Below are 26,120 nucleotides of genomic sequence, written 5' to 3'. Positions count from 1 at the left end.
GCGAGCCTACTCCTGCACCGCCTAACGGTGTGACGCTTGCGTGATCGCCTCGTGAAGGCGGCGGACGAGGCCGCCTGCGGGCTCCTCCGTCGCGAGCGCGTGCGCCTCGCCGGCCCACAGGTTGATGACGTCCGGGTCGCCGTTCTTGCGGCCATGGGCGCGCAGCGGCGTCGTCAGGTGGTGCACCTCGGGGTACGCGACCGGCGCGGCGTCCGAGTGCTCGGTCAGGAAGCGGTTGACGATGCCGCGGGCGGCGCGGCCGGAGAACGCCCGCGTGATCGCGGTCGGCGCGCTCGTCTTCAAGGCTTCGCGGTGCGGCGCGGACGTCGCGGCCTCGGGACAGAGGAGGAACGCGGTCCCGAGCTGCGCCGCTCTCGCGCCCGCCGCGAGCGCCGCGGCGATCGCCCCGCCGGTCATGAGCCCGCCGGTGGCGATGAGCGGGACGTCCGTCGTCGCCGCGATGAGCTGGAGGGCGACGAGGAGCGTGAGGTCGCCGCCGACCGGGTCGCCGGCCGCCGCGCCGCGGGCGCCACCGCCAGTCGCGTCTCCGCGGGCCGCCGCGTCTCCGCCGCCAACCGCTTCTCCGCGGCCCGCCGCGTCTCCGCCGCCAACCGCGTCTCCGCGGCCGGCGGCGTCTCCGCCAGGGAGCCACCCTCCGCGGTGACCGCCGGCCTCGGTGCCCTGGACGACGAGCGCGTCGGCTCCCGCGGCGACTGCCTCGCGCGCCTCGTCCGGCGTCGTCACCGTCACCCACGACTCGCTGCCGGCGGCGTGGAGGGCGTCGACGACCTCTCGCGGCGGGCAGCCGAAGGTGAACGAGACGGCCGCGACCGGATCTTCGGTGAGCGCCGCGATCTTGGCGTCGAACGCGTCGTCGTCGAAGCGGGGCTCGCCGAGCTCGACCCCGGCCGCTTCCGCCTCCGGCCGGATGCGGTCGGCGTAGCGGGCGACCTCCTCGGGATCGGCCGGACCGGGGCCGGGGGCGAAGACGTTGACCGCGAACGGAGCGCTCGAGAGCTCGCGGAGCGCCGCGATGTCGGCGCGCATCGCGTCGACCGTCTTGTAGCCGGCGGCAAGGAACCCGAGCCCGCCGGCGTCGCCGACCGCGGCTGCAAGCTGCGGCGTCGACGGCCCGCCGGCCATCGGCGCCTGGATGATCGGCGCGCCCAGCGCGTCGAGGACGGAGCTGGCCATGGGCCGATGATAACTTGTCGACCGTCAAGTTATGTCCGAGCCGGTCCTCTACCTCGATCCCTCCTCGCCGTACGCGTACCTCGCCGCCGAGCGGGTCGAGGACGTGCTCGGCCGGCCGGTGCACTTCGAGACGGTCGTCCTCGGAGCGATCTTCCAGGTCCGCGGCAGCGGCTCGTGGGCCCACACGGACCTGCGCGCGGGGAACATGGCCGACGTCGAGCGGCGCGCCGCCGCGTACGGGCTCCCGCCGATCACGTGGCCCGGCGGCTGGCCCGCGAACTCGCTGCATGCGTCGCGGCTCGTCGTGTGGGCGGACGAGCACGGCCGCGGCCGCGAAGCGCTGCTCGCCCTCCTGCGGGCCGGGTTCGCCGAGGGCCGCGACATCGCCGACCATGCCGTCCTGGCCGACGTCGCCGCGGCGCTCGGCCTGCCCGGCGAGCTCGAGGCGGCGATCGGGCGGCCGGAGATCAAGGACGAGCTCAAGCGCCGCACGACCGCGGCGATCGACCTCGGCGTCCGCGGCGTCCCGACCCTCCGCATCGGCGACGACCTCATCTACGGCGATGACCGCCTCGAAGAGGCGCGGACGCCGGTGCGCGGCGAGTCGGAGGAGCTCGGCGCGGCGTGACACCCGTCGCCGAGCGCGTCCGGGACGCCGAGCGCAGCCGCGCCGCCATCCTCGACGCCGCCGAGACGCTCTTCGCCGAGCGCGGCTTCGCCGGCACGAGCCTCAGCGACATCGGCGCCGCCGCCGGCCTCTCGCGCCAGACGCCGTCGTACTTCTTCGGCTCGAAGGACCAGCTCCACCGCGCCGTCCTCGAGCGCGTCTTCGCCGCACGCCAAGAGGCCACCGCGGAGGCGTTCGCGCCGCTCGTCGCGTGGGTGGAGATGGCCGGCGGTCACGGACGCCGTGCGGCCGCGCCGCGCGCGGAAGGCGCGGATGGTGCGGAGGCCGCGGAGGGCGCGAAGGAGGCGGAGGGCGCGGAGGGCGCGGAGGGCCGCGAGGCTCTGGAGGCCGCGTTGGCGGCGGCGGTCGAGGGCTACCTCGACTTCCTGCTGGCGCGGCCGGCGTTCGTGCGGCTGCTCGTGCGCGAGGAGCTCGACGGGGCGGAGCGGCTGCGCCGCACGCCGCGGGCGTCGACCGCGATGACCGATGCGTTCGCGGCGCTGCGGGGCGTCGCGCCGCGCCGCGGCATCGCGCGGTTCGCCGTCGAGGATGCGGTGCTCCTCTTCGTCGCGCTGACGTTCGCGCCGCTCGCGCTGGAGGCGACGCTGCTCCACGCGCTGGATCGCGATCTCCGTGACGCGCGAACGCGGCGCGCGCACGTCGCCTCGGCCGTCGACCAGCTCCTCCACCGGGTCGCTCGGTGACCGGCGCCGAAGCGGTCCTCGTGCTCCTCGCTGGCATGGCCGCGGGGACGATCAACACGGTGGTGGGAAGCGGGACGCTGATCACGTTCCCGACGCTGCTCGCGATCGGGCTCCCGCCGATCACCGCCAACGTGTCGAACGGGATCGGGCTCGTGCCGGGCTCGGTGTCCGGCGCGATCGGGTACCGGCGCGAGCTGCGCGGGCAGCGGCGCCGGGCGATCACGCTCGGCGTCGCGTCGGTGGCGGGCGGCGTGCTCGGCGGCGTCCTGCTGCTGACGCTGCCGGAGGACGCCTTCCGCGCGACCGTGCCGGTGTTCATCGCGATCGCGCTCGTGCTCGTCGTCCTCCAGCCACGGCTCGCGCGGCGGCTCGAGCACCACCGCCACAGCGGCGCCGAGCACGGCATCGCCGTCCGCGCCGCCGTCTTCGTCGCCGGCCTCTACGGCGGCTACTTCGGCGCGGCGCAGGGGATCATCCTGCTCGCGATCCTCGGCGTCGCCGTCGCCGACGACCTCCAGCGGCTCAACGCCCTGAAGAACGTCCTCGCGGGGCTCGTCAACTGCGTCTCCGGGATCCTCTTCGCGATCGTCGCCGACGTCGACTGGGCCGCCGCCGGCCTCATCGCGATCGGCGCGACGGTCGGCGGCCAGCTCGGCGCGAGGTACGGCCGCCGCCTCCCGCCCGCCGCCCTGCGCGCGTTGATCGTCGTCGTCGGCATGGCGGCGATCGCCCAGCTGGTGGCTCAGTAGCGATCGACGGCGAAGAGACCGCGCGGGTCGAACGCGTGGCGGAGCATCGCGAGGCGGCCGGCGGTGATCGGGTCGTGGAGCGGCTTGCGGTCTTCCGGGCTCTCGACGAAGTTCACGTAGGCGCGGCTGCTCGCCCACGGCGCGAGCGCTTCGCGGAGGCGGGCGAGGTCGGCCCGGACGCCGGGCGACGCGCCGAGGGCGAGCGTGGAGAACGGCGACGGGATGTGGTCGAGCGCTCCGCCGCCCGGGGCCGGGCGGCCGATCGCGCCGCCGAGGTGACGGATCTCGAACGACACGAGCGACGACGCGGCGACGGCGTCGACCGCCACGGAGATCGTGTGCGTGTCGAGCTCGTCGAGCAGGGAGTGCCCGATCGTCCCCGCCGACGGGCCGGGCGGATCCATGTGCAGCGCGCTCAGCGCCGTCATCGACGTCGCGGCGACGGTGTCGCGCAGCGGCCCGAGCGCGCGCAGCGTCGCCAGCAGCTCCGCCGTCTCGCCCGCGGGCAGCAGCGACGCGACCTCGACGATCGCCATCGGCGGCGCCCCCGGCGGGCGCAGCAGGCGGCCGATCGACGTCACCTCGTCGGGCACGCCGGCGGTCCACTCGCGCCACGCGCCGAGGACCTCGTCGGCCCGCGCGAACGGGAACACGAGCATCCCGGCCTCGACCTCGGTGAGCGGGAAGAGCTCGAGCTCGAGCGCCGTCACGACGCCGAACCCGCCGCCGCCTCCGCGGAGCGCCCAGAAGAGCACCGGCTCCTCGTCGGCGCTGCAGCGCACGCGCCGTCCGTCGGCCAGGACGACCTCGAGCGCGCGGACGTGGTTCGCAGCCAGGCCGTGACGGCGCGCGAGCCAGCTGATCCCGCCGCCGAGCACGTACCCCGCGACGCCCACGTCGGGGGACGAGCCGGCAAGCGCGGCGAGGCCGTGCTCCGCCGCCGCGGCGGTGACGTCGCGCCACTCGACGCCGGCGCCGACGCGGGCGATCCGCGCCTCCGGGTCGATCGAGATCGACCGCAGCCGCGACGTCCGCAGCAGCACCGTGCCGCGGAGGTCGGGCAGGTGGCCGGCGCGATGGCCGGTGCCTTGCGGCACGACGTGCAGCCCGGCGGCGACCGCCTCCCGGACGAACGCCTCGACCTCGGCGGCGTCCTCCGGCACCGCGACCGCCGACGGCCGCTGGTCGACGGAGGAGTTCCACGCGGCGCGCGCCGCGTCGTAGCGCGGGTCCCGCCGGCGGATGAGATCAAGTCCGGCGGCGCGGCCATGGAGGAGGGTGGTCACCGGGCGCTCCGGACGATGCGCGGGCGGGGGTGGCGGCGGGGGACGCGGCCGTGGGTGACGACGGTGGTGAGGGTGGTGGTGTGGAGCATGGGACCACGGTCCCGCGCTCGACGCGAGCCGTCGATCGATTTAGTCTCACGTGAATCGTCCGCTTCTTCTTCACCGTCGACGACCTCGCGCGGATGCGGTTCGCGGTGTCTCCGACGTGGGAGCTCCACGCGAGCATGCACGCGATCCGCGACCCAGCCGAGGCGGGGATCCACCTGCCGTGGCTGCGCGGCCTGAGCGGCAGGCTGCGCGGGCTCGACCTCGGGCCGGCGCTCGCGCTCACGCGGCCGCGCGGCTACTCGCCCGACTTCCTCACGCCGCCACCGGGAGGGCCGTTCGAGGACGTGCACGAGGAGCTCGAGCGCATCCGGCGCACGCCGATCGCCCAGATCCGCGGCGGCATGGACATCTTCCGCCGCCGCCACCGCGACGGCCCGAAGGTCGCCCAGCCGTTCCTCGACCACCCGCGCCGCGAGGTCGGCCGGCTGGCCGACGCGCTGGCCGCGTACTGGGAGGTCGCGATCGAGCCGCACTGGCCGCGCATCCGCGCGTTCCTCGAGGCCGACATCGCCTACCGCGCGCGGCGGATCACCGAGGGCGGGCCGGCGAAGCTCTTCGCCGACCTGCACCACACCGTCCGCTGGACGGGCGACCGCGTCGACATCGAGCACCGCTGGACCGAGGACGTGCCGCTCGAAGGCCGTGGCCTCGTGCTCATGCCGTCGGCGTTCATGTGGGAGCGCGTCGCGGTCATCACGTCGCCTCCGTGGCAGCCGACGACGGTCTACCCGGCGCGCGGGGTCGGGACCCTGTGGGAGCCGGGCGCGTCGGCGCCGGATGCGCTCGCCGCCGTGCTGGGCCGGACCCGCGCCGACCTCCTCGCCGCCCTCGACGCGCCCCGCTCGACGACCGAGCTCGCCCGCCGCCTCGGCCTCACGCCGGGAGGGGCGTCACAGCACCTCGGCCGCCTGAAGGCCGCGGGCCTCGTGACCTCGCAGCGCGACGGCCGGCTCGTGCTCTACGCACGGACGCCGGCCGCCGACGCGCTGCTGTGAAGCGGTCGCTCATGAGAACCGCAAGACTTCTCGCGATGGCTGCGGAGGCGCGCGAAGAGACCTGGAAGGGCCGGCGATGATCGACGAGCCGCCCCCGATGCCCAAGCGCCCCGCCGGCTTCGACGAGATGGGCGACGCCACCCGACGCACATCGCTTGCCGCCGAGCGGACCGTGCTCGCCTGGCTGCGCACCGGCCTGACCGTCCTCGCGGTCGCGCTGGCGATCGGCCGGATCCTCCCGGAGCTGCGCGACGACGAGGCGTGGGGCTACAAGGCGCTCGGCGCCGCCTACGGGCTGCTCGGGCTCGGGATCATCATGTACGGCCTCGCGCGCGGCCGGACCGTCGACCGGGCGCTGCGCGAAGGGAAGTGGGCGCCGCTCGACGACCGCGCGATGTGGGGCTTCGGGCTCGTGACCGGCGCGCTCGGCCTCGCCACCGTCGTCCTCATCCTCGCCGCCTGACGAGGCAGCAAGGAGAGGAACGGGGGCGCGGAGGTGGCGCGCCTAGCGGGCGGGTGCGGCGGCGCTGTCGGCGGCGGGCTTGCCGCCGTTCTGGTCGCCCTCGCGCGGCGCGTGCCGGGCGAGCTCCCACCGCGCGATCGTCATCTTGTGGACCTCGTCCGGACCGTCGGCGAGCCGCAGCGTCCGCAGCCCCGCGTACATCTGCGCGAGGGGGAAGTCCTGGCAGACGCCGCCGGCGCCGTGGACCTGGATCGCGCGGTCGACGACCTTCGCCGCGACGTTCGGCGCGGCGACCTTGATCGCCGCGATCTCCGTGCGCGCCTCGCGGTTGCCGACCGTGTCCATCATCCACGCCGCCTTCAGGCACAGCAGCCGGACCATGTCGATCTCGATCCGCGACTCGGCGATCCAGTCCTGGATGTTCGCCCGCCGCGCGATCTCCTTGCCGAACGTCACGCGGCTCGAGGCGCGCTGGCACATCATCTCCAGCGCGCGCTCCGCGACGCCGATCGAGCGCATGCAGTGGTGGATGCGGCCCGGGCCGAGCCGCGACTGCGCGATGAGGAACCCGTCGCCCTCGTTGGCGATGAGGTTCGAGACCGGCACGCGCACGTCGTCGAAGTCGACCTCGGCGTGCCCCTCCTTGTCCGTGTAGCCGAACACGTTGAGGTTCCGCATGACCGTCACGCCGGGCGTGTCGATCGGGACGAGGATCTGCGACTGCTGGCGATGGCGCGGACCGTCCGGGTCCGTCTTGCCCATCACGATCATGATCTTGCAGTTCGGGTGCAGTGCGTTCGACGTCCACCACTTGCGCCCGTTGAGCACGTACTCGTCGCCCTCGCGCTTGATCGAGAGCTGGACGTTCGTGGCGTCCGAGCTGGCGACCGCCGGCTCGGTCATCCCGAACGCGGAGCGGATGTCGCCGTCGAGCAGCGGCCGCAGCCACCGCTCCTTCTGCTCGTCGGTGCCGAAGACCGTCAGCACCTCCATGTTCCCCGTGTCCGGCGCCGAGCAGTTCGTCGCCTCGGGCGCGAGGTGGATCGACCGGCCCATGATCTCGGCGAGCGGCGCGTACTCCGCGTTCGTCAGCCCGGGGCCCCACTCGGGATGCGGGTGGAACAGGTTCCACAGGCCGCGGCGACGCGCCTCCTCCTTCAGCTCCTCGAGGACCGGCGCCTGGTAGTGCGGCGTGTCCGCCGCGCGCATCTGCTCCTCGTAGACGGGCTCGGCGGGGTAGACGCGCTCGTCCATGAACGCCTGGAGGCGCTCCTGGAACTCCTTGCCGCGATCGGTCTGCTCGAAGTTCATGTGGTCGTGCCTCCGAAGATCTGGTTCTGCAGGCGGCGCATGCCGGCCAGCCATCGGTCGTAGTCGGTCGCCTTCCGCTGGAAGAACGTGAGGACCTCGGGATGCGGAAGGATCAGGAAGCGCTCGGCGCGCAGGGCGTCGACGACGGCGTCGGCGACGTCGTCGGGCTCGATCACGGCGCCCGCGGCGGCGACGACGTCGCCGGCGGTGCGGCCGTTCTCGTTCTCGGGCTCGAAGCCGCTCGTCAGCAGCGGCGTGTTGACGCCCATCGGGCAGAGGCAGCTGACGCCGATGCCGCGGTCGCCGTACGTGACGCTGAGCCACTCGGCGAACGCGACCGCTCCGTGCTTGGAGACGGAGTACGGGCCGCTGCCGATCTGCGTCAGCAGGCCCGCCGCGCTGGCCGTGCTGAGGAAGTAGCCGCGCCCGCGTTCGAGCCACCGGGGAACGAGCAGCTTCGCCGCGTGCACGTGCGCCATGACGTTGACGCCGAGCGCGAGCTCCCAGCCCTCGTCGAGGCCGGACCCGCCGCCGACGCCGGCGTTCGCGCAGAAGAGGTCGATGGGGCCGAACTGCGTCTCCGCGAGGTCGACGAGCCTGCGGTTGTCGTCGGCGGAGGAGACGTCGACGGCGATGCCCGCCGCGCGCTCTCCCAGCTCGTCGGCCACCCGCGCCGCGCCGTCGCCGTCGAGGTCGGCGACCACGACGCCGCGAGCGCCCTCGGCGACGGCACGCCGAGCCAGCGCGCGCCCGATCCCGGACGCCCCGCCGGTGACGACCACCACCGCGTCGCGCAGCTCCATCGCCGGGCACCCTACTGCGGGTCGGCGGCCGGGCGGCGCTCGCGCGGGGGGAGCGCTGGAGCCGTCGCCAAGCGGTGTCGACGGACCGCCCGTTCGGGGGGTTCACCGCCTGCGATCCGGGGAGTACCGTGCGCACATGGCAGAGGTCGCGACGTTCCTCCCGCAGGACCCCGACATGCTCGTCCGCGCATCGCTCGCCTGCCCGCAGTGCCTGCACGACGTCGAGTGGGAGCTGCACGGCGCGAACGACGACGCCACTGCCGACTGCACGTGCCCCGCGTGCGGTGCGCAGCGCGAAGTGGTCCTCTCCCCGGACCAGGCGCTGCGCCTCGAGATCGGCGGCGACCTCCTCGACGAGGGGATGCCGCCGCCCGGTCTCTGGCCGCTCTAGCCGTCAGGACGGCGCGGGAGCGCATGAAGGTCCGCTGTACCTGACGAGGAGCTGCGCCGCGCGTCGTACCTTGCTTGATCGTGCGTCTCGTCAGCCTGCTCGCGTGCGCCGCGAGCCTCAGCGTGGTGGGCTGCGGTGGCGGCTCGGACAACGACCGGCAGCGCGCCGAGACGCAGACGATCCAGGGGTCGCGGACGGAGACCGCGCCCGACGCCTCGCAGTCCGCCACGCGCCTGCGGCTCTCCCGCGTCGGGTCGTTCGCCAGCCCGACCGCGCTGGCTTCGCCGCCCGACGACCGGCGGCAGTTCGTCGTCGAGCAGGGCGGCCGCATCCGCGTCATCCGCGGGGGCCGCGTGCTCTCCAAGCCGTTCCTCGACATCTCGCGCGACGTCGTGTCGGGCGGCGAGCAGGGGCTGCTCGGCCTCGCCTTCGCGCCCGACTACGAGACGAGCCACCGCTTCTACGTCAACTACACGAACCGGTCGGGCGACACGCGCATCGTCGAGTTCCGCGCGCCGAACGCGACCGCCGACACCGCCGACCCGTCGACCGCGCGCGTCGTGCTGCGCCAGGACCAGCCGGAGCCGAACCACAACGGCGGCCAGCTCGCCTTCGGACCGGACGGGCTGCTGTACATCGGCCTCGGCGACGGGGGCGGCGGGAACGACCGGCACGGGCGGCTCGGGAACGCGCAGAACCTGAGCAGCCTGCTCGGCAAGATCCTGCGGATCGACCCGGCCGAGCGCGACGGCAAGCCGTACACCGTTCCCGACTCCAACCCGTTCGTGGGCCGCAGCGGTGCGCGCGGCGAGATCTGGTCGTACGGGCTGCGCAACCCGTGGCGGTTCTCGTTCGACCGGCGCACCGAGGCGCTCGTGATCGCCGACGTCGGCCAGGACGCGATCGAGGAGCTCGACTGGGTCCCGAAGGGGCGCGGCCGCGGGGCGAACTTCGGCTGGCGGCCGTTCGAGGGGCGCCGGCGCGTGCAGCCGGGCGAGCAGGCTCCGGGCCACGTGCCTCCGGTGCTGCAGCTCAGCCACGACGACGGGTACTGCTCGATCACCGGCGGCTACGTCGTGCGCGACCGGGCGCTCGGCCCGCTCTACGGCCGGTACGTGTACGGCGACTTCTGCGACGGGCGCGTGCGATCCGTGCGGATCTCCGGCGGGCGAGCGACGGGCGACGGGCGGCTGCGGCTGCCGCGCGTCGGCAGCATCTCGTCGTTCGGCGAGGACGCGCAGGGGCGCATCTACGTGCTGTCGCTCGACGGCCCCGTGTACCGCCTGACGCGGCGATGAGCGCGCTCGCGGCCTTCGACGTCGCGCTGATCCGGGCGGACAACCCGGGGCCTTTCACGCTGACGGGGACGAACACGTGGATCGTCGGCCGCGACCCGTGCTTCGTCGTCGATCCGGGGCCGCTGCTTGACGAGCACCTCGCCGCCGTGCTGGCCGAGGCCGAGGCGCGCGGCGGGATCGGCGGCATCGCGCTGACCCACCGGCATCCCGACCACGACGAGTCGGTGCCCGAGGTCGTCCGGCGGACGGGCGCGCCCGTGGCCGCCTCGACCGGCGAGGCCGACGTGCGGGTCGCGCACGGCGACAGCTTCGGGCCGCTGCGGACCTTCGCCACGCCCGGCCACACCGCCGAGCACGTGTCCTTCGTGGTCGGCGAAGGCGCGGACGGCGGGCTCGCGGTCTGCACCGGCGACGCGGTGCTCGGCGCCGGGTCGGTCTACGTCGCCGGCCAGCTTGCCGCCTACCTCGACGCGCTGCGCGGCCTGCGCGCGCTCGACCTCCGCGTCGCCTGCCCCGGCCACGGCCCGGTCATCGAGGACCCCGCGGCGAAGCTGGACGAGTACGTCGACCACCGACTCGACCGCGAGCGCCGCCTCGTCGCCGCCCTCGACGCGGGCGCGCGGACGATCGACGAGATGCTCGACGCCGCGTGGTCCGACGCCCCGCAGGCGCTGCGCCCGGCCTCCGCGGTCACCCTCGCCGCGCACCTCGAGAAGCTCGAGGAAGAGGGCCGCCTCCCCTCGGGCGTCGAACGCCCCGAGGTCCCCGCCTGGCTGAAGGTCTAGAGCCCGAGGTTCTTGCGGGCGAGCGCCATCGCGGCGTCGAGCGGGGTGGAGCTGTCGGCGTCGGCGGCGTCGAAGACGCGGCGGAGGGTGTCGGCGATGCCGCGGACCCTCGTCTCGGCGGTCGCGGGGTCGTAGCCGCCGGGTTCCTGCTCGACGGCGATGTTGATGATGCCTCCGGCGTTCGCGACGAAGTCGGGGGCCCAGACGATCCCGCGGTCGCGCAGCAGCGCGGCGACGCTGTCGTCGGCGAGCTGGTTGTTCGCCGCGCCCGCGACGACCGGCGCGCGCAGGAGCGGGACGGTCTCGTGATCGAGCACGCCGCCGAGCGCGCAGGGCGCGTAGACGTCGACGTCGGCCGTCAGCGCGTCGTCGGGGGAGACCCAGCGGGCGCCGAGCTCCTCGGCGAGGGCGCGCTTGCCCTCGTCGATGTCGGCGACGACCAGCGTCGCTCCCGCCCCGGCCAGGAGCCGGGCGATGCGGGCGCCGACGTTGCCCAGGCCGGCGACCGCGACGCTGCGGCCGGAGAGGTCCGTCGTGCCGAAGCGCCGCTCGCACGCGACCTCGATCGCGGTGACGACGCCCAGTGCGGTGTACGGGCTCGGGTCGCCGGAGCCGCCGCGCTCGCGAGACAGCCCGCGGACGTTGTCGGTCCGCTCGGCGATGACCTCCATGTCGGGCAGCGACGTCCCGACGTCCTCGGCCGTGACGTACGCGCCGTCGAGCATCGCGACCGTGTCGCCGAAGTCGCGCAGCGCGTCGGCGCGCGCCTCGCCCGCCAGCGGCTCACGCAGCATGATCACGCCCTTGCCACCGCCCAGCGGCAGGCCGGCGACGGCGTTCTTGAACGTCATCGCGCGCGACAGCCGCAGCGCGTCGCGCACGGCGGCGCGCGAGTCGTCGTAGTGCCACATCCGGCACCCGCCCAGCGCCGGACCGCGCGTCGTCGAGTGCACCGCGACGATGCAGAAGACCCCGCTCCGCCGCCCGCGGTGGACGAGGAGGTCCTCATGGTCGAGCGTGGCGAGGTAGCGGTCCAAGACCGCGGGGAGACTACGGCGTCGAGGTGGCGCCCGACCCGGACCCGCTCGGCGGCGGGGTGGTCGTGGAGGCGGCGGCGGCCGTGGGCGTCGTCGACGTGGACGTCGTGCCGCCGGAGGAGGACGAGGTCGTCGTCGTCGTGCTGGCGGTCGCGGTGCCGTTGCCGGTCGTCGGCGAGGTCGTGGTCGACGAGGTCGTCGTGCCGTTGCCCGTCGTGGTGCCCGTGCCGGTTCCGGTCGTCGTCCCGGTGCCCGTTGTCGTGCCGGTGCCGGTGCCGGTCGAGGTCGAGGTCGTCTCGGGCTCGTCGGGGGCGAGGTCGCCGCCGGTGGCTTCGGGATCGTCCGTAGCGGTCGCCGATGCGTCGTCGTCGTCGGCGCCGGCGTGCGTGATCGGCTCCTCGTGGCCGAGCATCGTCGCGTCGGCCGCGGCGAGCTTCGCCGCCTCGAGCTTCGCCCGTCGCGCCGCGTCGCGCGCGGCGATCGCGCTGCGCATCCGGTCGGCGCTCGGCGCGGAGGTCTCGTGGATCGGGGTCGGCCCGGCGTGGGCCACCGCGACGGCCGACGCGGCGCCGGCCACGGCCGCGTCGCGCTTGACGGCCGACTTGGCGCCGTCGTTCCCGCCGCTCTTGCGATGGCCGATCTCCTCGACCGCGCCGCCGCCCACGACGGCCGCGCAGCAGACGATCGCGGCGACCTTCGCAGCGCCCGCCGTGACGACGCCGCCGCCGACGACGGCCGCGCCGCCGCCCGCCGCCGCTCCACCACCGGCCGCCGCGCCGCTGCCGGCGCCGCCGATGCCGAGCAGCTTCGCGAGGACGCCGATCGGGTGCGCGCCGGGATTGAGGGCCGCCATGCTGCGGCTGACGCCGCGCATCTGGTTGCGGTAGTCGCGGCAGCCGTCGCACTCGCGCATGTGCTTGCGCGCGAGCGCGCTGGCCCGCACGCCCTTGCCGAAGGACAGCGCGAGGTCCTGACGGATCTCCGAGCACGCGGTGTTCCGTGCCTCGGCCGCCTCGACTAGGCCGATCCGCGCGCGCACGAGCAGCGACTTGATCGCCGGGATGCTGACGTCGAGCGCCTCCGCCAGGTCCGCGTACGAGAGGCCCTCGAGCTCGCGCATCAGCAGGGCCGAGCGCTGCTGCTCGGGCAGCCGGCGCACGTCGGCGACCAGGCGGCGCAGGTCGTCGCGCCGCTCCGCTTCGGCGAGCGGGTCCGGCATCGGCGTGCGCGACACCTCGAAGACCTCCGACGGGGGCGGCGTCGGGCGGCGCAGGTGGTCGACGCAGCGGTTGTGCGCGACGCGGTAGAGCCACGCCTTCAGGGCGACCGGCCGATCGTCGACGCGCAGCGCGTTGTACGCGCGCAGGAAGACGTCCTGGAGGGCGTCCTCGGCGTCGGAGCGCGAGCCCCCGAGCATCTGCCGCGTGTACGCGAACAGCCTGGCGCGATAGCGGTCGTGGATCACGCGGAACGCGCCGTCGTCACCGGCCCGGAAGAGGGCGACGAGCTGCTCATCCGACCGCAGCCGCAGGAGCGCTCCCGGGAGGGCGATCCGAGTCAGGCCGGCTGGTGCGCGTAGTGCGGAAGCTTCCACGGTCAACTCCTGATCGGGGGGAGCGTGATGACCTTAACCGCGCGCCCACCCGGATGTTCCGGGGTTCTGCTCACAACATCATGACGATCTTCGCAAGTCCGGTCGACGGACCTTCCCTAATCTGGCAAGCCGTGTCCAGCCGGACGATCGTCGTGGTCGAGGACGAAGCGGCCATCGCGGACGCGGTGGCCGCGCGCCTGCGCGCCGAGGGCTACGAGGTGGCGACCGCGGGGGACGGCCCGTCGGGCGTCGAGCTGTGCCGCCGCGTCGAGCCCGACCTCGTCGTGCTCGACGTGATGCTCCCCGGCTTCGACGGCCTGGAGGTCTGCCGCCGCATCCAGGCCGAGCGCACCGTGCCGGTGCTCATGCTCACCGCGCGCGACTCCGAGACCGACGTGCTCGTCGGGCTCGGCGTCGGCGCCGACGACTACGTCACCAAGCCGTTCAGCACCCGCGAGCTCGCCGCCCGCGTCAAGGCGATCCTGCGACGGGTGGAGCGCAGCGCGTCGCTCGCCGGCACCGGTCCCATCGAGCTCGGGAGCCTGCGGATCGATCCCGCCGCCCGGCAGGTCCACCGCGACGCCGAGCTCATCCACCTGACCCCGACGGAGTTCGACCTCCTGATGCACCTGGCCCGTTCGCCCGGCATCGTGTTCTCGCGGGAGCAGCTGCTCATGGACGTGTGGGGCTACGAGGACGGCTCGGGCCCGCGGACGGTCGACACGCACGTCGCCGCCGTCCGCCGCAAGGTCGGCGCCGAGTGGATCCGGACCGCGCACGGCGTCGGGTACGCGTTCGGGACCGGGCCGTGAGGCCGCTCCAGCGGCTCGGTTCGATCAAGGTCAAGCTCGGCGTCGTCATCGTCGCCGGGGTGCTCGTCTCGGACCTCTCGGCGCTCGCCGCCGTCAAGGTCGGCGTGCCGGTCGTCTGGAGCGCGCTGGGCGCCGCCGTGCTCGCCCTCCTGCTCGTCCAGGTGCTAGCCCGAGGCCTGACCGCGCCGCTGCGCCAGATGGCCGGCGCGTCCCGCGCGATGGCCCGCGGCGACTACACGGTGCGCGTGGACGAGGTGTCCAACGACGAGGTGGGGGAGCTCGCCCGCGCGTTCAACGCGATGGTCGCCGAGCTGGCCGAGACCGACCGCCAGCGGCGCGACCTCGTCGCGAACGTCTCGCACGAGCTGCGCACGCCGATCACCGCGCTGCAGGCCAAGCTGGAGAACGTCGCCGACGGCATCGAGCAGCCCGACGCCGAGACGATGCGGACGATGCTCGCCCAGACCGAGCGCCTCGGCCGCCTCGTCAAGCAGCTGCTCGACCTCAGCCGCCTCGAGGCGCGCGCGACGCCGTTCGACCGCCGCCCGTTCGCCGTCGCCGCGGTGCTGGAGCAGACCGCGCGCGAGGCGCGGTTGCACGCCCCCGGGGACCTCGAGCTGGCGGTCGACGCCGACCCCGAGCTGCAGGCGAGCGGCGATCCCGAGCGCATCCACCAGGTCATCGCGAACCTCGTCGAGAACGCGGTGCGCCACTCGCCGCCCGGCGGCGCGATCCGGCTGTCGGCCCGCGCGAACGGCGACGGCGTCCGCATCGAGGTCGCCGACGAGGGCCCCGGCATCCCGCCCGGCGAGGAGCAGCGCGTCTTCGAGCGCTTCTACCGCGCCGACGCCGCCCGGTCCGAGAGCGAGGGCGGCGCCGGCCTCGGCCTCGCGATCGCCCGCTGGATCGTGGACCTCCACGGGGGCGAGATCCACGCCGAGTCCGGGGAGCCCGCCGGCTGCCGGATGGTGGTCGAGCTGCCGGCGCGATGAGGCTGGTCACCTGGAACGTCGCGGGCCGGCGGACGCGCCAGCCCGAGCAGGCCGAGGTCGTCGCGTCCGTCGCGCCGGACGTCGTCTGCCTGCAGGAGGTCACGGTCAACTCGCTGCCGCTGTGGCGCGCGTCGCTCGCGCAGGCGGGGCTCGAGCACGTCGTCACGCCGCTCGACCGCGCCCGGCCTCCCAAGCCGCGCCGGCTCGCGGTGCTCATCGCGTCGCGCACGCCGCTGGAGCCGCTCGACCCGCCGCCGGGGCTGCCGTGGTTCGAGCGCGTGCAGGCCGCCCGCGTCGACGGCATCGAGGTCGTCAGCGTCCACTCGCCGATCTCGCCGTCGCCAGGGCTCGCGAAGGTGCTGACGCACGAGGCGCTGCTCGACCACCTGCGCGACCGGCCCGGCCCGCTCGTCGTCGCCGGCGACCTGAACACGCCGCGCCGCGACCTCCCGGACGGGACGTGCCTGACGTTCGCGCACGACTCGAAGGGCCGGCTGCGCGAGGAGCGCGGCGAGCGGTGGGCCGCCGCCGAGCGCGCGCTCGTGCAGACGCTGCGCCTCGAGCACGGCTGGCGCGACCCGTTCCTCGAGCGCGGCGGCGAGCGGACGTGGACGTGGCCCCAGAACCGCGGCGGCTGGCGCCTGGACCACGTGCTCGTCAAGGACGTCGACGTGTCCGCGTGCGCGTACGCGCACGACTGGCGGATCGCGGGCCTCAGCGACCACTCGGCGCTCGTGGCCGATCTGGCCGCGCCTGCTCGTCCTTGAGGTCCGGCCGGGCGGGCGGCGCCGGCTCGTGAGCGCCGGTGATGCGTCGCGGCGGGCGGCCTCCGACCAGCTCGACCAGCTCGCGGACGAGGTCGCGCTCGCGCTCCGAGCGGGGAAGCTCGCTCATGAGCCGACCCTCCTCCGATCTTCCGCCCCTCGTCTTCGGGGCGGCCACCCTGATCTTTTCCCACAGCGGGCGCCGGCGCGTCTACGGTCCGCTTGTAGGAGCGATGGGGACGCCCGGCACGGACCTGCTGCTCGAGCGCGACGGCGCGCTCGCCGCGATCGATCGAGCGCTCGCGGGCGCCCGCGCGGGCGAAGGAGGGTGCGTCGTGGTCGCCGGCGCCGCCGGGCTCGGCAAGACGCGGCTGCTGGCCGTCGCACGCGAGCGGGCGCGGGCGCAGGAGCTGCGAGTCCTGCACGCCCGTGGCGACGACCTCGAGCGCGAGTTCCCGTTCGGCGTCGCCGTGCAGCTCTACGCCTCCGCCGTCGCGGGCGACGCCGACGCCGCGCTGCTGACCGGCGCGGCGCGGCTCGCCGGCCCGCTCTTCGACCCGTCCGCCGACACGCCCGCCGAGCACGACGCCAGCTCGGTGTTCCACGGCCTGCACTGGCTGACGGCGAACATCGCCGAGCCCGCGCCGCTGCTGCTGTGCATCGACGACCTCCAGTGGTCCGACAAGCAGACGCTGCGGTTCCTCGTCTACCTCGCGCAGCGCCTCGACGAGCTGCCCGTCGCGGTCGTCGTCGCGGTGCGCCCGGGCGAGGCGTCGACCGCGCGGCTCGTCGCCCGGCTGGCCGAGCACCCGACGGCCGAGCGCGTCGAGCTGGCGCAGCTCAGCGAGCGCGCCGTGGCCGCGCTGGCGGAGGACGCGCTCGGCCCGCCGGTGCACCCCGCGTTCGCGGAGGCGTGCCACCGCGTGACGGGCGGCAACCCGCTCTTCCTGCGCGAGCTGCTGTCGGCCGCGGCGGAGGACGGCGTCGCGCCGGCCGCTGATGAGGTGGAGCGCATCGAGCAGCTCGGCAGCCGCTCGGTCGGCGCCGTGATCCTCCGCCGCCTGTCGGCGTTCCCCGAGGACGCCGTGCGGCTGACCGAGGCCGTCGCGGTGCTGGGCGACCGCTGCCGCCTCGAGCACGCGCTGGCGCTCGCCGGCCTCGACCCCGACGACGGCGCCGACGTCGCCGACGGCCTCGCCGAGGCGGGTCTGCTGGCGTCGGGCGAGGCGCTGTCGTTCGGGCACCCGCTCATCCGCGAGGCGGTCGACGCCGAGCTGCCGAGGGCGCGCCGGCACCGACTGCATCTGCGCGCCGCCCGCCTCGTCGGCGATGCGGGCGCCGATCCCGAACGCGTCGCCGAGCACCTCGTCCGCGCGGACGAGGCCGGCGAGCCGTGGGCGATCGCCGCGCTCCGCGCCGGTGCGCGGTACGCCCGTGCCCGCGGCGCGCCCGGCGCCGCGGCGCGGTACCTGCGGGTCGCGGCGCGCGACGGCGGAGCGGACGTGCTCGCCGAGCTCGCGCTCGCCGAGGCCCGCGCCCGCCACGACGACGCGGTGGAGCGGGCGCTCGCGGCCGTGGCGGCGACGGAGCCGGAGGACCGGGGGGCCATCGGCCGCCGCCTCGGGCTCGCGCTGCTCGAGACTGGGCGCCACGACGACGCCGTGCGGGTGTTCGACGCGGCGCTGGCGGACCTGGCCGACGACCACGAGCTCGCGGCGCCCCTGCGCGCCGAGCGCTCCGCCGCGGCCGGTCTCGGCGGCATCGGCGACGTGCCGCCGCAGCTCGACGAGCTGGAGCGCCGCGCGCTCGCGGGCCAGGCCACCGGGCCCGAGCGGGCCGTGCTGGCGCACGGCTCGCTGACCGCGGGCGTCCGCGGGACGTCGGCCACCGAGGCCGCGCGGTACGCCCGCGCCGCCCTCAGCGGTCCGCCGCTCGACCCGCTTCGGGCCGGCGACATGGTCACCGCCGCGCTCGCGCTCACGGGGCTGCTCGTCGCCGACGAGCTGGACGAGGTCATCGCGCTCACGTCGCGCCTGATCGACCAGAGCCGCGAGCTCGGCGTCGTCGCGAGCTTCGCCACGACGTCGCACCTGCGCGCGCACGCGTACGAGCGCGCCGGGCGGCTGCAGGACGCGATCGTCGACGCGCAGAGCGCGATCGAGGCGGCCCGCTACGGCTGGGAGCCGGCGCTGCCGGCGGCGCATGCGGTGCTCGCGCTCGCCCTGATCGAGCGCGGCGAGCTGGCCGCCGCGCGCGTCGCCGTCGAGCTGCCGAACGCTGCCGAGCGCTTCGGCCACAGCCTGACCTGGAACGACCTGCTTGAGGCGCGGGCGCGGCTGGCGCTCGCGACCGGCGATCCCGCCGGCGCGATGGAGCACGCGCTCGCGGCCGGCCGCAACCTCGAGGCGCTCGGGATGGCGCACCCCGGCGTCGTGCCATGGCGGGCGACCGCCGCCCGCGCCGCGCTGGCGCTGGGTGACGCCGAGCGGGCGGCGCAGCTCGCCGACGCCGACCTCCGCGAGGCCGCGGCGTTCGGTGCGCCGCGCGAGCACGGCGCCGCGCTGCGCGTCGCGGCGCAGGTGGCCGGAGGCGACCGCGGGATCGCGCTGCTGCGCGACGCCGTCGAGGTGCTCGCCGCGTCCGACGCCCGGCTCGAGGAGGCGCACGCGCGGTCAGACCTCGGGGCCGCGCTGCTGGCCGAGGGGCACCGGCTCGCGGCGCGCGAGCCGCTGCGCGCCGCGCTGGACGAGGCGCACCGGCTCGGCGCGGCCCCGCTCGCGGAGCGCTCCCACGCCGACCTCGTCCGCGCCGGCAGCCGCCCGCGCCGGCCGCGCACGAGCGGCCGCGACGCGCTCACCCCGCGCGAGGAGCGGCTCGTCCAGATGGCCGCCTCCGGCATGACGAACCGCGAGATCGCCGAGGCGCTCTTCATCACGAAGAAGACGGTCGAGACGCACCTGGCCCACGCGTTCCGCAAGCTCGGCGTCGCGTCGCGCGCCGAACTGAGGAACGGAGCTTTGGCGCCGCCGCGATCGCAGGAGTAGCGTCGGCTCGTCAACGCCAAAGGAGGACGCCGTGGCGACTGCGACCCAAGTCGTCGTCAAGCGGTTCGAGCAGCCCGACGAGGTCCGCCCCTTCGAGGGGCACGGCCGCGCCGACGTGCTCGACATGGCCGGCCACGTGGTCGGCTGCGGGACCTTCGAGCCGGGCTGGGTGTGGTCCAAGGACGTCAAGCCGATCGCCGGCACCGACTCCTGCCAGGTCTCGCACCTCGGCTACTGCCTGTCGGGCCGGATGCGCGTCCGCATGGACGACGGCGCGACGACGGACATCGGCCCGGGCGACGTCGTCGCCATCCCGCCGGGGCACGACGCGGAAGTGGTGGGTGACGAGGCCTGCCGCATCCTCGATTTCGGCGAGTTCGGCGACTACGCGAAGCGCCACTAGGCGCTTCAGCAGGGGGCGCCGCGTCACCGGCGCCCCCACGAACGTGACGTCGTCCAGAGGTCCGAGCTTGCGAGGACCGGCCGGACGAAACCTCTTATCCGACCACGCGGATCAGCTTCTTGTTCACGAACTCGTCCATGCCGTAGCGGCCGAGCTCGCGGCCGTAGCCGGAGTTCTTGACGCCGCCGAACGGGAGCTCCGCGCCCTCGGCGCCGACGCCGTTGACGAACACCATCCCGGCCTCGATCCGGTCCGCGACGCGCAGCGCCTGGTCGGAGTCGTTCGTCATGACGTACGAGCCCAGGCCGTACGGCGTGTCGTTGGCCAGCCGGACGGCCTCCTCCTCGTCCTTGACGCGGTAGACCTGCGCGATCGGGCCGAAGAACTCCTCGTGCCGCGCCGGGCTGTCCTCGGGGATGTCCGCGAGGATCGTCGTCTTGAAGAAGTTGCCGTCGTGGTCGCCGCCCGCGACGAGCTTCGCGCCGCTGTCGATCGCGCGCTTGAGCTGGTCGGCGAGCCGCTCGGTCGCCTTCGACGACGAGAGCGGGCCGATGGCGGTGCCCTCGGCGCTCGGGTCGACGGAGGTGAGCTTCTCCTTGAACTTGTCGAGGAACTCGTCGTAGAGCTCGTCGACGACGATGAACCGCTTGGCGGCGTTGCAGGCCTGGCCGGTGTTCTCCAGGCGCCCGCCGACCGCGGCCTCGACGGTCGCGTCGAGGTCGTCGCTGCCGAGGACGATGAACGGGTCCGACCCGCCGAGCTCGAGCACGACCTTCTTGAGGTTGCGCCCGGCGATCTCGGCCACGGCGGCGCCCGCCCGCTCCGACCCGGTCAGCGACACGCCGCGCAGGCGCGGATCGGCGATGAGCCACTCGATCTGCTCATGCGACGCGCGGATGTTGATGTACACGTCCTTCGGGATGCCGGCCTCGTGGAACATCTGCTCCATCGCCTCGGCCGACTCGGGGCACTGCTCGGCGTGCTTGAGCAGGACCGCGTTCCCGATCACCAGGTTCGGGCCCGCGAAGCGGGCCACCTGGTAGTAGGGGTAGTTCCACGGCATGATGCCGAGCAGCGTTCCGTACGAGCTCTTGCGCACGAACGCCCGGCCGTCGCCGTCGAGCAGCTTGATCTCCTCGTCGGCGAGCAGCTCCTCCGCGTTGTCGGCGTAGAAGTCGTAGATCGCCTGGCAGAACTCGACTTCGCCGACGGCCTGCTCGATGGGCTTGCCCATCTCGCGCACGATGATCTCGCCGAGCTCGTCCTTGCGGTCGGCGTGCAGCTGACCGACGCGGCGGATGATCTCCGCGCGGTCCTTCACGGTCGTCGACCGGTTCCACTCCTCATGCGCGCGGTGCGCGCGGGCGATGGCGTCCCGGAGGTCGTCGTCGCTGATCGGGTCGTAGCTCTTGAGCGTCTCCCCGGTCGCGGGGTTGACGACGGCGTACTCAAGGGTGGGTGGGGTCATGCCCGCAGTATCTAGACTCGCCCGCGCATGTCCAACATCGTCATCTCCAGCGCTGCACGGACCGCGGTCGGGTCCTACGGCAAGTCGCTCAAGGACGTCCCGCCGACGCAGCTCGGGACGATCGCCGCGAAGGCGGCCATCGAGCGCGCCTCCATCGAGCCCGGCGACGTCGACCACGTCGTCTTCGGCAACGTGATCCACACCGACACGCGCGATCCGTACATGGCGCGCGTGGTGGGGATCGAGAGCGGCATCCCGAAGGAGAAGCCCGCTTACACCGTCAACCGCCTCTGCGGCACGGGGGTGCAGGCGATCGTCTCCGCGGCGCAGGCGATCGCGACCGGCGACGCCGAGGTCGCGCTGGCGGGCGGCGCCGAGTCCATGTCGCGCGGGCCGTACTGGATGCCCGACGCGCGCTGGGGCTCGAAGATGGGCCCGGCGAAGATGCTCGACCCGGTCCAGGGCTCGCTCAAGGACCCGTTCCACGACATCCTCATGGGCGTCACGGCCGAGAACCTCGCCGAGCGGATGTCGATCTCGCGCGAGGACCAGGACGCGTTCGCGGTCGAGTCGCACCGCCGCGCGTCGGCCGCGTGGGAGGCGGGCAAGTTCGAGGACGAGATCGTGCCGGTGCCGGTGAAGGTCAAGCGCGAGACCGTCGACTTCGCGCGCGATGAGCACTTCCGCCCGGACGCCTCGACCGAGAACATGGCGAAGCTCAAGCCGATCTTCAAGGGCGAGGGCGGCACGGTGACCGCCGGCAACGCGTCGGGCATGAACGACGCCGGCGCCGCGGTCGTGCTGATGACCGAGGAGAAGGCCCGCGAGACCGGCGCGCCGGTGCGCGCGCGGATCCTCTCGTGGGGGATCAGCGGCTGCGACCCGGAGGTCATGGGCATCGGCCCGGTCCCCGCCGTGCGCAAGGCGATGGAGAAGGCCGGCCGGTCGCTCGACGAGGTTGGCGTGATCGAGCTCAACGAGGCGTTCGCCGCGCAGGCGCTCGCGGTCATCCGCGACCTCGGCCTCGATCCCGCGAAGGTCAACCCGAACGGCGGCGCGGTCGCGCTCGGCCACCCGATCGCGGCGACGGGCGCGCTCATCACCGCCAAGTGCCTGAGCGAGATGGAGCGCGAGGGCCACGAGCTCGGCCTCGTGACGCTCTGCATCGGTGGCGGCCAGGGCATCGCGCTGCTGCTGGAGAACGGCAAGGCCTGAGTTCCGGCCGCTGCGTCGGCGGGTAGGCGAGCGACCATGAAGCTCCTCGTGGTGGCCCCCGAACCCGTCGACGCCTCCGCCATCCGGTCCGCCCTGCCCGGCGACGACCTGTCGGAAGCCGAGGTGCTCGTCGTCTCGCCCGCGCTGAACGAGTCCGGCGTGGCGTTCTGGATGTCCGACAGCGACGAGGCGATCGCCGAGGCGCAGCAGGCGGCGTCCGCGACCGCCGCGGGGCTGGAGGCCGAGGGCGCGCGCGTGCGCGCGACGACGGGGGAGAGCGAGCCGCTGCAGGCGATCAAGGACGCGCTCGCGACGTTCCCCGCCGACCGCGTCGTCGTCTTCCGCGGGCAGGGCGACGGCTACCGCGACGAGGAGCTGTCCGAGGCCGAGGGCGCGCTGGGCGTGCCCGTCACCACCGTCTAGGGCTGGGCGAGCGCGTCGGCCAGCGCCGCGCGGTGCGCCGGGCGCGCCGCCTCGTAGCGCTCGCGGCCGGCGTCGGTCATGCAGACGTAGATGCCGCGCCGGTCCTCGGCGCACATCCCGCGCTGCACGAGGCCGTCCTTCTCGAGCCGGCCGACCACGCGTGACAGCGCGCTCTGGCTGAGGTGCACCGCGGCGCCGAGATCCTGCATGCGGCGCTGCTCCTTGGCGTCGTCGTCGGCGAGACGCTCGAGCACCTCGTACTCGCTGACGCCGAGCTCGTGCTCCTTCAGCGCGCGTTCGATGGCGCAGTTCGCACGGGCGTAGCGGTCGAGCACGCCGTGCCAGGTGTCGAGCAGCTGCTGCTCCTTGCCTGTCGAGGTCGTGCCCATCGCGGCTGCAGGTTACCAGGCGCACGCAACATATGTGGTCGCAAAATATGCACTTGAAATCTATGCAGATGCAAGTACCTTGCCTCGGCATGACTCGCTCCACGCCCTCTCCGCCCACTTGGGACCGGTCCGTCTGGGGCCTGCTCGCGGTGCTGTGCGGGATCCTCTTCCTCGACGGCCTCGACGTCTCGATGGTGGGCATGGCCCTTCCGTCGATCGAGTCCGACCTGGGCCTGACGACCTCGCAGCTGCAGTGGGTCGTCTCCGGCTACATCCTCGGCTACGGCGGCTTCCTGCTCCTCGGCGGGCGCGCCGCCGATCTGCTCGGCCGCCGCAAGGTGCTGCTGATCGGGCTCGGCGTCTTCGTCGTCGCGTCCGCCGTCGGCGGGCTCGTCAGCGACGGCACGCTGCTCGTCATCACGCGCTTCATCAAGGGCGCGTCGGCGGCGTTCACCGCGCCCGCCGGCCTGTCGATCATCACGACCCGGTTCGCCGAGGGGCCGGAGCGCAACCGCGCGCTCGGCATCTACACCGCGACGGGCGCGAGCGGGTTCTCGTTCGGCCTCATCATGGGCGGCGCGCTGACCGAGCTCGGCTGGCGCTGGACCTTCCTGCTGCCGGCGCCGCTGGCGCTCGGGCTGCTGCTTGCGGCGCCGCGGCTGCTGCCGCGCGACGCCGTGCGCTCCGGGGGCCGTCGGGCCTTCGACCTGCCGGGCGCGGCGCTCATGTCGGCCGGCATGCTCCTGCTCGTCCACAGCGTCGTCGAGGCGCCCGAGCGCGGCTGGGCGTCGGCGACCTCGATCGTCGCGTTCGCCGCCAGCGCCGCGTTGCTCGCCGCGTTCGTCGCGGTGGAGCTGCGCTCGAAGTCGCCGCTCGTGCGGCTCGGGATCCTGCGGTCGGGCCCGCTCGTGCGGGCGAACCTCGGCGCCATGGTCCTGTTCGGCGCGTACATCGGGTTCCAGTTCGTGATGACGCTCTACCTGCAGGCGATGAACGGGTGGTCGTCGCTCGAGACGGCGCTGGCGTTCCTGCCGGCCGGCCTGCTCGTCGCATTCGGCTCGCCGCGCCTCGGGCCGCTCGTCGACCGGCACGGGACCGCGCGGCTGGTCGCGGCGGGCGCGCTGTCGTCGGTCGTCGGCTACGCGCTCATCCTGCGCCTTGACGTGACGCCCGACTACGCGCTCGTCCTGCTTCCGACCGTCCTGCTGATCGGCGTTGGGTTCGCGCTCGGGTTCCCGTCGCTGAACATGCAGGCGACGAACGGCATCGCGGACCACGAGCAGGGACTGGCGTCCGGTCTCGTGCAGACCTCGTTCCAGGTCGGCGGGGCGGTCGCGCTCGCCGTCGTGACGGCGATCGTCACGGCTCAGGCGGGCGGTTCGACCGATCCGGACGTCCTGCTCGACGCCTACCGCTCGGCGCTCGCGCTGACGGTGGGCATCGCGGTCGCCGGTGCGGCCATCGCCCTCAGCGGCCTCACCGGCGTCCGCCGCCCCGCCCTCGCGACGAGCGAGGGCTAGCTCCCCGCCTCGAGATCCTCGCGCGCGCCCGCCACGGTCGCGCCGAGGGTCTCGCGGGCGGTGTGCTTCGGGCGCCAGCGCAGCGCCTTGCGTGCCTTGTCGGTGCTCATGAGCACCGGCGTGCGCGCGGCCTCGACCCACGTCGTCTCGGCGGGCAGGAACGGCAGCCGCGACACGATCTCGGCGGTCGCGTCGACCGCGAGGTCGGGCACGGGGACCGAGTACCAGCCGAGCGCGTCGGCGAGGTCGCTCATCGTCAGCGTCCCCTCGCCGGCGAGGTTGTAGGTGCCGGGCGTCCCGCGGCCGAGGACCGCCGCCTTCAGCGCCGCCGCGACGTCGTCGTGATGGACGAGCTGGAACGGCACGCCGGGGTCGGGGATGACCGGCTTGAGGATCGGGACGATGTCGAACAGCTGGCGGACCGCGCCCGGCAGCTGCTCGCCGATCTTCACGTACGGGATCGCGTCGACGAGCATCGTCGCGTCGGGGCCGGCGACGACGCACGGGCGGAACACGTACGCGTCGACGTCCGTGCCGTCGAGGATCTCGTGGAGCACGCCCTCGAGCTCGGCCTTCTGCGCGCTGTACGGGTGCTCCTCGGTGCCGCGCGTCGGGACGTCCTCGGTGAGCGGCTGCGGGTTGTCGTCGTGGAAGCCGTAGGCGGCGACCGACGACGTGTAGACGAGCCGCTTGACGCCCGCCTCGACCGTGGCCTCGAAGACGTTGCGCGAGCCCTCGATGTTCACGTCGCGGGTGCGGTCGCTCGCGCCGAGGATGATGAACGCGAGGTGGACGACGACGTCGGCGTCCTTCACGAGCGCGTCGACGCTGTCGCGGTCGAGCACGTCGCCCTGGCGGTACTCCGCCTTCCGCCAGCCGCGCGACTTCGGATCGAACGGGCGGCGGGCCATCCCGATGACGTGCTTGACCTCGCGCGTGCGCTCGAGCGCGTCCATGAACGGCTTGCCGATCTCGCCGGTGGGGCCGGTGACGGCGACGGTGAGGCCCTCGCCGCTGCCGGCGGGGCGGATCCCTCGGGGCTGTGGCACGGGCGGGACGCTACTCCGGGTCGTCGTAGCCCGGCTCACCGGGCAGCACGACGCGCGCGTTCTCGCCGCCCATGATCACGCGCGGCTCGACCGGCTTGACCTCCTTCCCGCGCGCGTACGCGAGGAGGTCCTCCGCGGTGGCGAACGGGGCGAGCTGCTCGAGCGTCTTGATCGTCGGGAACACGAGCAGGATCTCGCCGCGCTCGTGCGCGGAGAGCGCGTCGGCCGGTGCGAACCAGCCGAAGTCGACCGCCTCCTCCTCGTCGATCGTCACCTCGACGCCGTCCGGCGCGGGGGCGAGGAAGAACCAGGTGTCGAAGCGGATCTTCACCTGCGCGGGGGTGATCCAGCGGCTCCACGGCACGAGGCTCTGCGGGTCGACGGACGTGACGCCGGCCTCCTCCTCGAGCTCGCGCACCGCCGCCGCGCGGTTCGCCATGTCGCCCTCGCCCTCCGTCGTGTCGACGGCGCCGCCCGGGAACACCCACACGCCGCCCATGAAGCGCGCCTTCGGGGTGCGCTTGATGAGCAGCAGCTCGAGCGCCTCGCTGCCTCCGCGCAGGAGCATCACGGTCGCGGCGGGACGCGGCTGCGTCACCTCGCCGGTGTTGAGCTCCTCTCCGGGAGCGGGACGATCCACGGCCATCGGCGGCACT

At 74.3% G+C, this 26,120-nt stretch carries 27 protein-coding genes; 16 read left to right on the top strand and 11 right to left on the bottom strand.

All coding sequences use genetic code 11. The features are described from left to right. Positions 1-21: 21 nt before the first annotated feature. A complete protein-coding gene (locus tag AC1UE4_RS12510; protein WP_482917562.1) occupies positions 22-1,194 on the bottom strand; it encodes a nitronate monooxygenase in 1,173 nt (390 codons plus the stop codon). A 31-nt stretch (positions 1,195-1,225) separates the two neighbouring features. Between AC1UE4_RS12510 and AC1UE4_RS12505 the strand changes: the two genes are divergently transcribed. Genes AC1UE4_RS12505 through AC1UE4_RS12495 form a run of 3 tightly spaced genes read left to right on the top strand, consistent with a single transcriptional unit; the run spans position 1,226 to position 3,314 of the window. Beyond that, entirely contained in the window at positions 1,226-1,822 is a 597-nt protein-coding gene (locus AC1UE4_RS12505; protein ID WP_482917561.1) for a 2-hydroxychromene-2-carboxylate isomerase, read from the top strand. After that, entirely contained in the window at positions 1,819-2,565 is a 747-nt protein-coding gene (locus tag AC1UE4_RS12500) for a TetR/AcrR family transcriptional regulator (RefSeq protein ID WP_482917560.1), read from the top strand. The genes AC1UE4_RS12505 and AC1UE4_RS12500 overlap by 4 nt, the downstream gene beginning before the upstream one ends. Further along, entirely contained in the window at positions 2,562-3,314 is a 753-nt protein-coding gene (locus AC1UE4_RS12495) for a sulfite exporter TauE/SafE family protein (protein ID WP_482917559.1), read from the top strand. The genes AC1UE4_RS12500 and AC1UE4_RS12495 overlap by 4 nt, the downstream gene beginning before the upstream one ends. Here AC1UE4_RS12495 and AC1UE4_RS12490 read toward each other — a convergent pair. Continuing rightward, the gene (locus tag AC1UE4_RS12490) at positions 3,308-4,600 is read right to left on the bottom strand and encodes an FAD-binding oxidoreductase (protein ID WP_482917558.1); all 1,293 of its coding nucleotides are present in this window, start codon (positions 4,598-4,600) and stop codon (positions 3,308-3,310) included. The genes AC1UE4_RS12495 and AC1UE4_RS12490 overlap by 7 nt on opposite strands. A gap of 182 nt (positions 4,601-4,782) precedes the next feature. Between AC1UE4_RS12490 and AC1UE4_RS12485 the strand changes: the two genes are divergently transcribed. Further along, the gene (locus tag AC1UE4_RS12485; RefSeq protein WP_482917557.1) at positions 4,783-5,703 is read left to right on the top strand and encodes a DUF5937 family protein; all 921 of its coding nucleotides are present in this window, start codon (positions 4,783-4,785) and stop codon (positions 5,701-5,703) included. Between the two features lie 97 nt (positions 5,704-5,800). Next, positions 5,801-6,166, top strand: a complete 366-nt coding sequence (locus tag AC1UE4_RS12480; RefSeq protein ID WP_482917556.1) for a YidH family protein — start codon at positions 5,801-5,803, stop codon at positions 6,164-6,166. 42 nt (positions 6,167-6,208) lie between these two features. Here the strand turns inward: AC1UE4_RS12480 and AC1UE4_RS12475 are convergent, their stop codons facing one another. Both AC1UE4_RS12475 and AC1UE4_RS12470 read right to left on the bottom strand, forming a co-directional pair. Then, positions 6,209-7,477, bottom strand: a complete 1,269-nt coding sequence (locus AC1UE4_RS12475) for an acyl-CoA dehydrogenase family protein (protein WP_482917555.1) — start codon at positions 7,475-7,477, stop codon at positions 6,209-6,211. Continuing rightward, positions 7,474-8,280 carry an SDR family oxidoreductase gene (locus AC1UE4_RS12470; protein WP_482917554.1) on the bottom strand — a complete coding sequence of 269 codons (807 nt, stop codon included), beginning with the start codon at positions 8,278-8,280 and terminating at the stop codon, positions 7,474-7,476. The genes AC1UE4_RS12475 and AC1UE4_RS12470 overlap by 4 nt, the downstream gene beginning before the upstream one ends. Positions 8,281-8,416: 136 nt before the next feature. Between AC1UE4_RS12470 and AC1UE4_RS12465 the strand changes: the two genes are divergently transcribed. The 3 genes from AC1UE4_RS12465 to AC1UE4_RS12455 all read left to right on the top strand — a co-directional run bounded on the left by AC1UE4_RS12465 (position 8,417) and on the right by AC1UE4_RS12455 (position 10,754). Then, the gene (locus AC1UE4_RS12465; protein ID WP_482917553.1) at positions 8,417-8,671 is read left to right on the top strand and encodes a hypothetical protein; all 255 of its coding nucleotides are present in this window, start codon (positions 8,417-8,419) and stop codon (positions 8,669-8,671) included. Between the two features lie 80 nt (positions 8,672-8,751). Beyond that, positions 8,752-9,969, top strand: coding sequence for a PQQ-dependent sugar dehydrogenase (locus AC1UE4_RS12460; RefSeq protein WP_482917552.1), 1,218 nt, complete (start codon positions 8,752-8,754; stop codon positions 9,967-9,969). Then, positions 9,966-10,754, top strand: coding sequence for an MBL fold metallo-hydrolase (locus tag AC1UE4_RS12455; RefSeq protein ID WP_482917551.1), 789 nt, complete (start codon positions 9,966-9,968; stop codon positions 10,752-10,754). The genes AC1UE4_RS12460 and AC1UE4_RS12455 overlap by 4 nt, the downstream gene beginning before the upstream one ends. On the opposite strand, the gene AC1UE4_RS12450 is transcribed toward AC1UE4_RS12455, so the two are convergent. Beyond that, positions 10,751-11,791, bottom strand: a complete 1,041-nt coding sequence (locus AC1UE4_RS12450; RefSeq protein ID WP_482917550.1) for a Glu/Leu/Phe/Val family dehydrogenase — start codon at positions 11,789-11,791, stop codon at positions 10,751-10,753. The genes AC1UE4_RS12455 and AC1UE4_RS12450 overlap by 4 nt on opposite strands. A 13-nt stretch (positions 11,792-11,804) precedes the next feature. Further along, positions 11,805-13,385, bottom strand: coding sequence for an RNA polymerase sigma factor (locus tag AC1UE4_RS12445; RefSeq protein WP_482917549.1), 1,581 nt, complete (start codon positions 13,383-13,385; stop codon positions 11,805-11,807). Between the two features lie 80 nt (positions 13,386-13,465). Between AC1UE4_RS12445 and AC1UE4_RS12440 the strand changes: the two genes are divergently transcribed. Genes AC1UE4_RS12440 through AC1UE4_RS12430 form a run of 3 tightly spaced genes read left to right on the top strand, consistent with a single transcriptional unit; the run spans position 13,466 to position 15,956 of the window. Continuing rightward, positions 13,466-14,197, top strand: a complete 732-nt coding sequence (locus AC1UE4_RS12440; protein WP_482917548.1) for a response regulator transcription factor — start codon at positions 13,466-13,468, stop codon at positions 14,195-14,197. After that, positions 14,194-15,189, top strand: coding sequence for a sensor histidine kinase (locus AC1UE4_RS12435; protein ID WP_482917547.1), 996 nt, complete (start codon positions 14,194-14,196; stop codon positions 15,187-15,189). Before AC1UE4_RS12440 ends, AC1UE4_RS12435 begins: the two co-directional genes overlap by 4 nt. Beyond that, complete coding sequence (locus AC1UE4_RS12430; RefSeq protein WP_482917546.1) at positions 15,186-15,956, top strand: endonuclease/exonuclease/phosphatase family protein; 771 nt, start codon at positions 15,186-15,188, stop codon at positions 15,954-15,956. Before AC1UE4_RS12435 ends, AC1UE4_RS12430 begins: the two co-directional genes overlap by 4 nt. On the opposite strand, the gene AC1UE4_RS12425 is transcribed toward AC1UE4_RS12430, so the two are convergent. Then, positions 15,904-16,083 (bottom strand): hypothetical protein, encoded by a 180-nt coding sequence (locus AC1UE4_RS12425; protein ID WP_482917545.1) that lies wholly within the window; start codon positions 16,081-16,083, stop codon positions 15,904-15,906. The two genes, AC1UE4_RS12430 and AC1UE4_RS12425, sit on opposite strands and share 53 nt — an antisense overlap. Positions 16,084-16,186: 103 nt before the next feature. Between AC1UE4_RS12425 and AC1UE4_RS12420 the strand changes: the two genes are divergently transcribed. Continuing rightward, positions 16,187-18,997 (top strand): ATP-binding protein, encoded by a 2,811-nt coding sequence (locus tag AC1UE4_RS12420; protein ID WP_482917544.1) that lies wholly within the window; start codon positions 16,187-16,189, stop codon positions 18,995-18,997. A 31-nt stretch (positions 18,998-19,028) separates the two neighbouring features. Continuing rightward, positions 19,029-19,400 (top strand): cupin domain-containing protein, encoded by a 372-nt coding sequence (locus AC1UE4_RS12415; RefSeq protein WP_482917543.1) that lies wholly within the window; start codon positions 19,029-19,031, stop codon positions 19,398-19,400. A 94-nt stretch (positions 19,401-19,494) separates the two neighbouring features. Here the strand turns inward: AC1UE4_RS12415 and AC1UE4_RS12410 are convergent, their stop codons facing one another. Beyond that, positions 19,495-20,868 carry an NAD-dependent succinate-semialdehyde dehydrogenase gene (locus AC1UE4_RS12410; RefSeq protein ID WP_482917542.1) on the bottom strand — a complete coding sequence of 458 codons (1,374 nt, stop codon included), beginning with the start codon at positions 20,866-20,868 and terminating at the stop codon, positions 19,495-19,497. Positions 20,869-20,895: 27 nt separating this feature from the next. Here AC1UE4_RS12410 and bktB point away from each other — a divergent pair, with 27 nt between their 5' ends. Both bktB and AC1UE4_RS12400 read left to right on the top strand, forming a co-directional pair. Then, positions 20,896-22,083: a beta-ketothiolase BktB gene (gene bktB, locus AC1UE4_RS12405; protein WP_482917541.1), complete on the top strand. Its 1,188-nt coding sequence runs from the start codon at positions 20,896-20,898 to the stop codon at positions 22,081-22,083. Between the two features lie 36 nt (positions 22,084-22,119). Then, positions 22,120-22,506: a hypothetical protein gene (locus AC1UE4_RS12400; protein WP_482917540.1), complete on the top strand. Its 387-nt coding sequence runs from the start codon at positions 22,120-22,122 to the stop codon at positions 22,504-22,506. On the opposite strand, the gene AC1UE4_RS12395 is transcribed toward AC1UE4_RS12400, so the two are convergent. Next, the gene (locus AC1UE4_RS12395; protein ID WP_482917539.1) at positions 22,503-22,895 is read right to left on the bottom strand and encodes a MarR family winged helix-turn-helix transcriptional regulator; all 393 of its coding nucleotides are present in this window, start codon (positions 22,893-22,895) and stop codon (positions 22,503-22,505) included. The two genes, AC1UE4_RS12400 and AC1UE4_RS12395, sit on opposite strands and share 4 nt — an antisense overlap. 89 nt (positions 22,896-22,984) lie before the next feature. On the opposite strand from AC1UE4_RS12395, the gene AC1UE4_RS12390 reads away from it, so the two are divergent. Beyond that, positions 22,985-24,415, top strand: coding sequence for an MFS transporter (locus AC1UE4_RS12390; RefSeq protein WP_482917538.1), 1,431 nt, complete (start codon positions 22,985-22,987; stop codon positions 24,413-24,415). Here AC1UE4_RS12390 and AC1UE4_RS12385 read toward each other — a convergent pair. After that, positions 24,412-25,464, bottom strand: coding sequence for an NAD-dependent epimerase/dehydratase family protein (locus AC1UE4_RS12385; RefSeq protein ID WP_482917537.1), 1,053 nt, complete (start codon positions 25,462-25,464; stop codon positions 24,412-24,414). The two genes, AC1UE4_RS12390 and AC1UE4_RS12385, sit on opposite strands and share 4 nt — an antisense overlap. A gap of 10 nt (positions 25,465-25,474) precedes the next feature. Continuing rightward, the gene (locus tag AC1UE4_RS12380; protein WP_482917536.1) at positions 25,475-26,110 is read right to left on the bottom strand and encodes an NUDIX hydrolase; all 636 of its coding nucleotides are present in this window, start codon (positions 26,108-26,110) and stop codon (positions 25,475-25,477) included. Positions 26,111-26,120: the final 10 nt, after the last annotated feature.

Source organism: Parviterribacter kavangonensis, assembly GCF_056863335.1.
The sequence above is the reverse complement of the archived record's forward strand: the minus strand, read 5'-3'. Positions and strand labels throughout refer to the sequence as shown.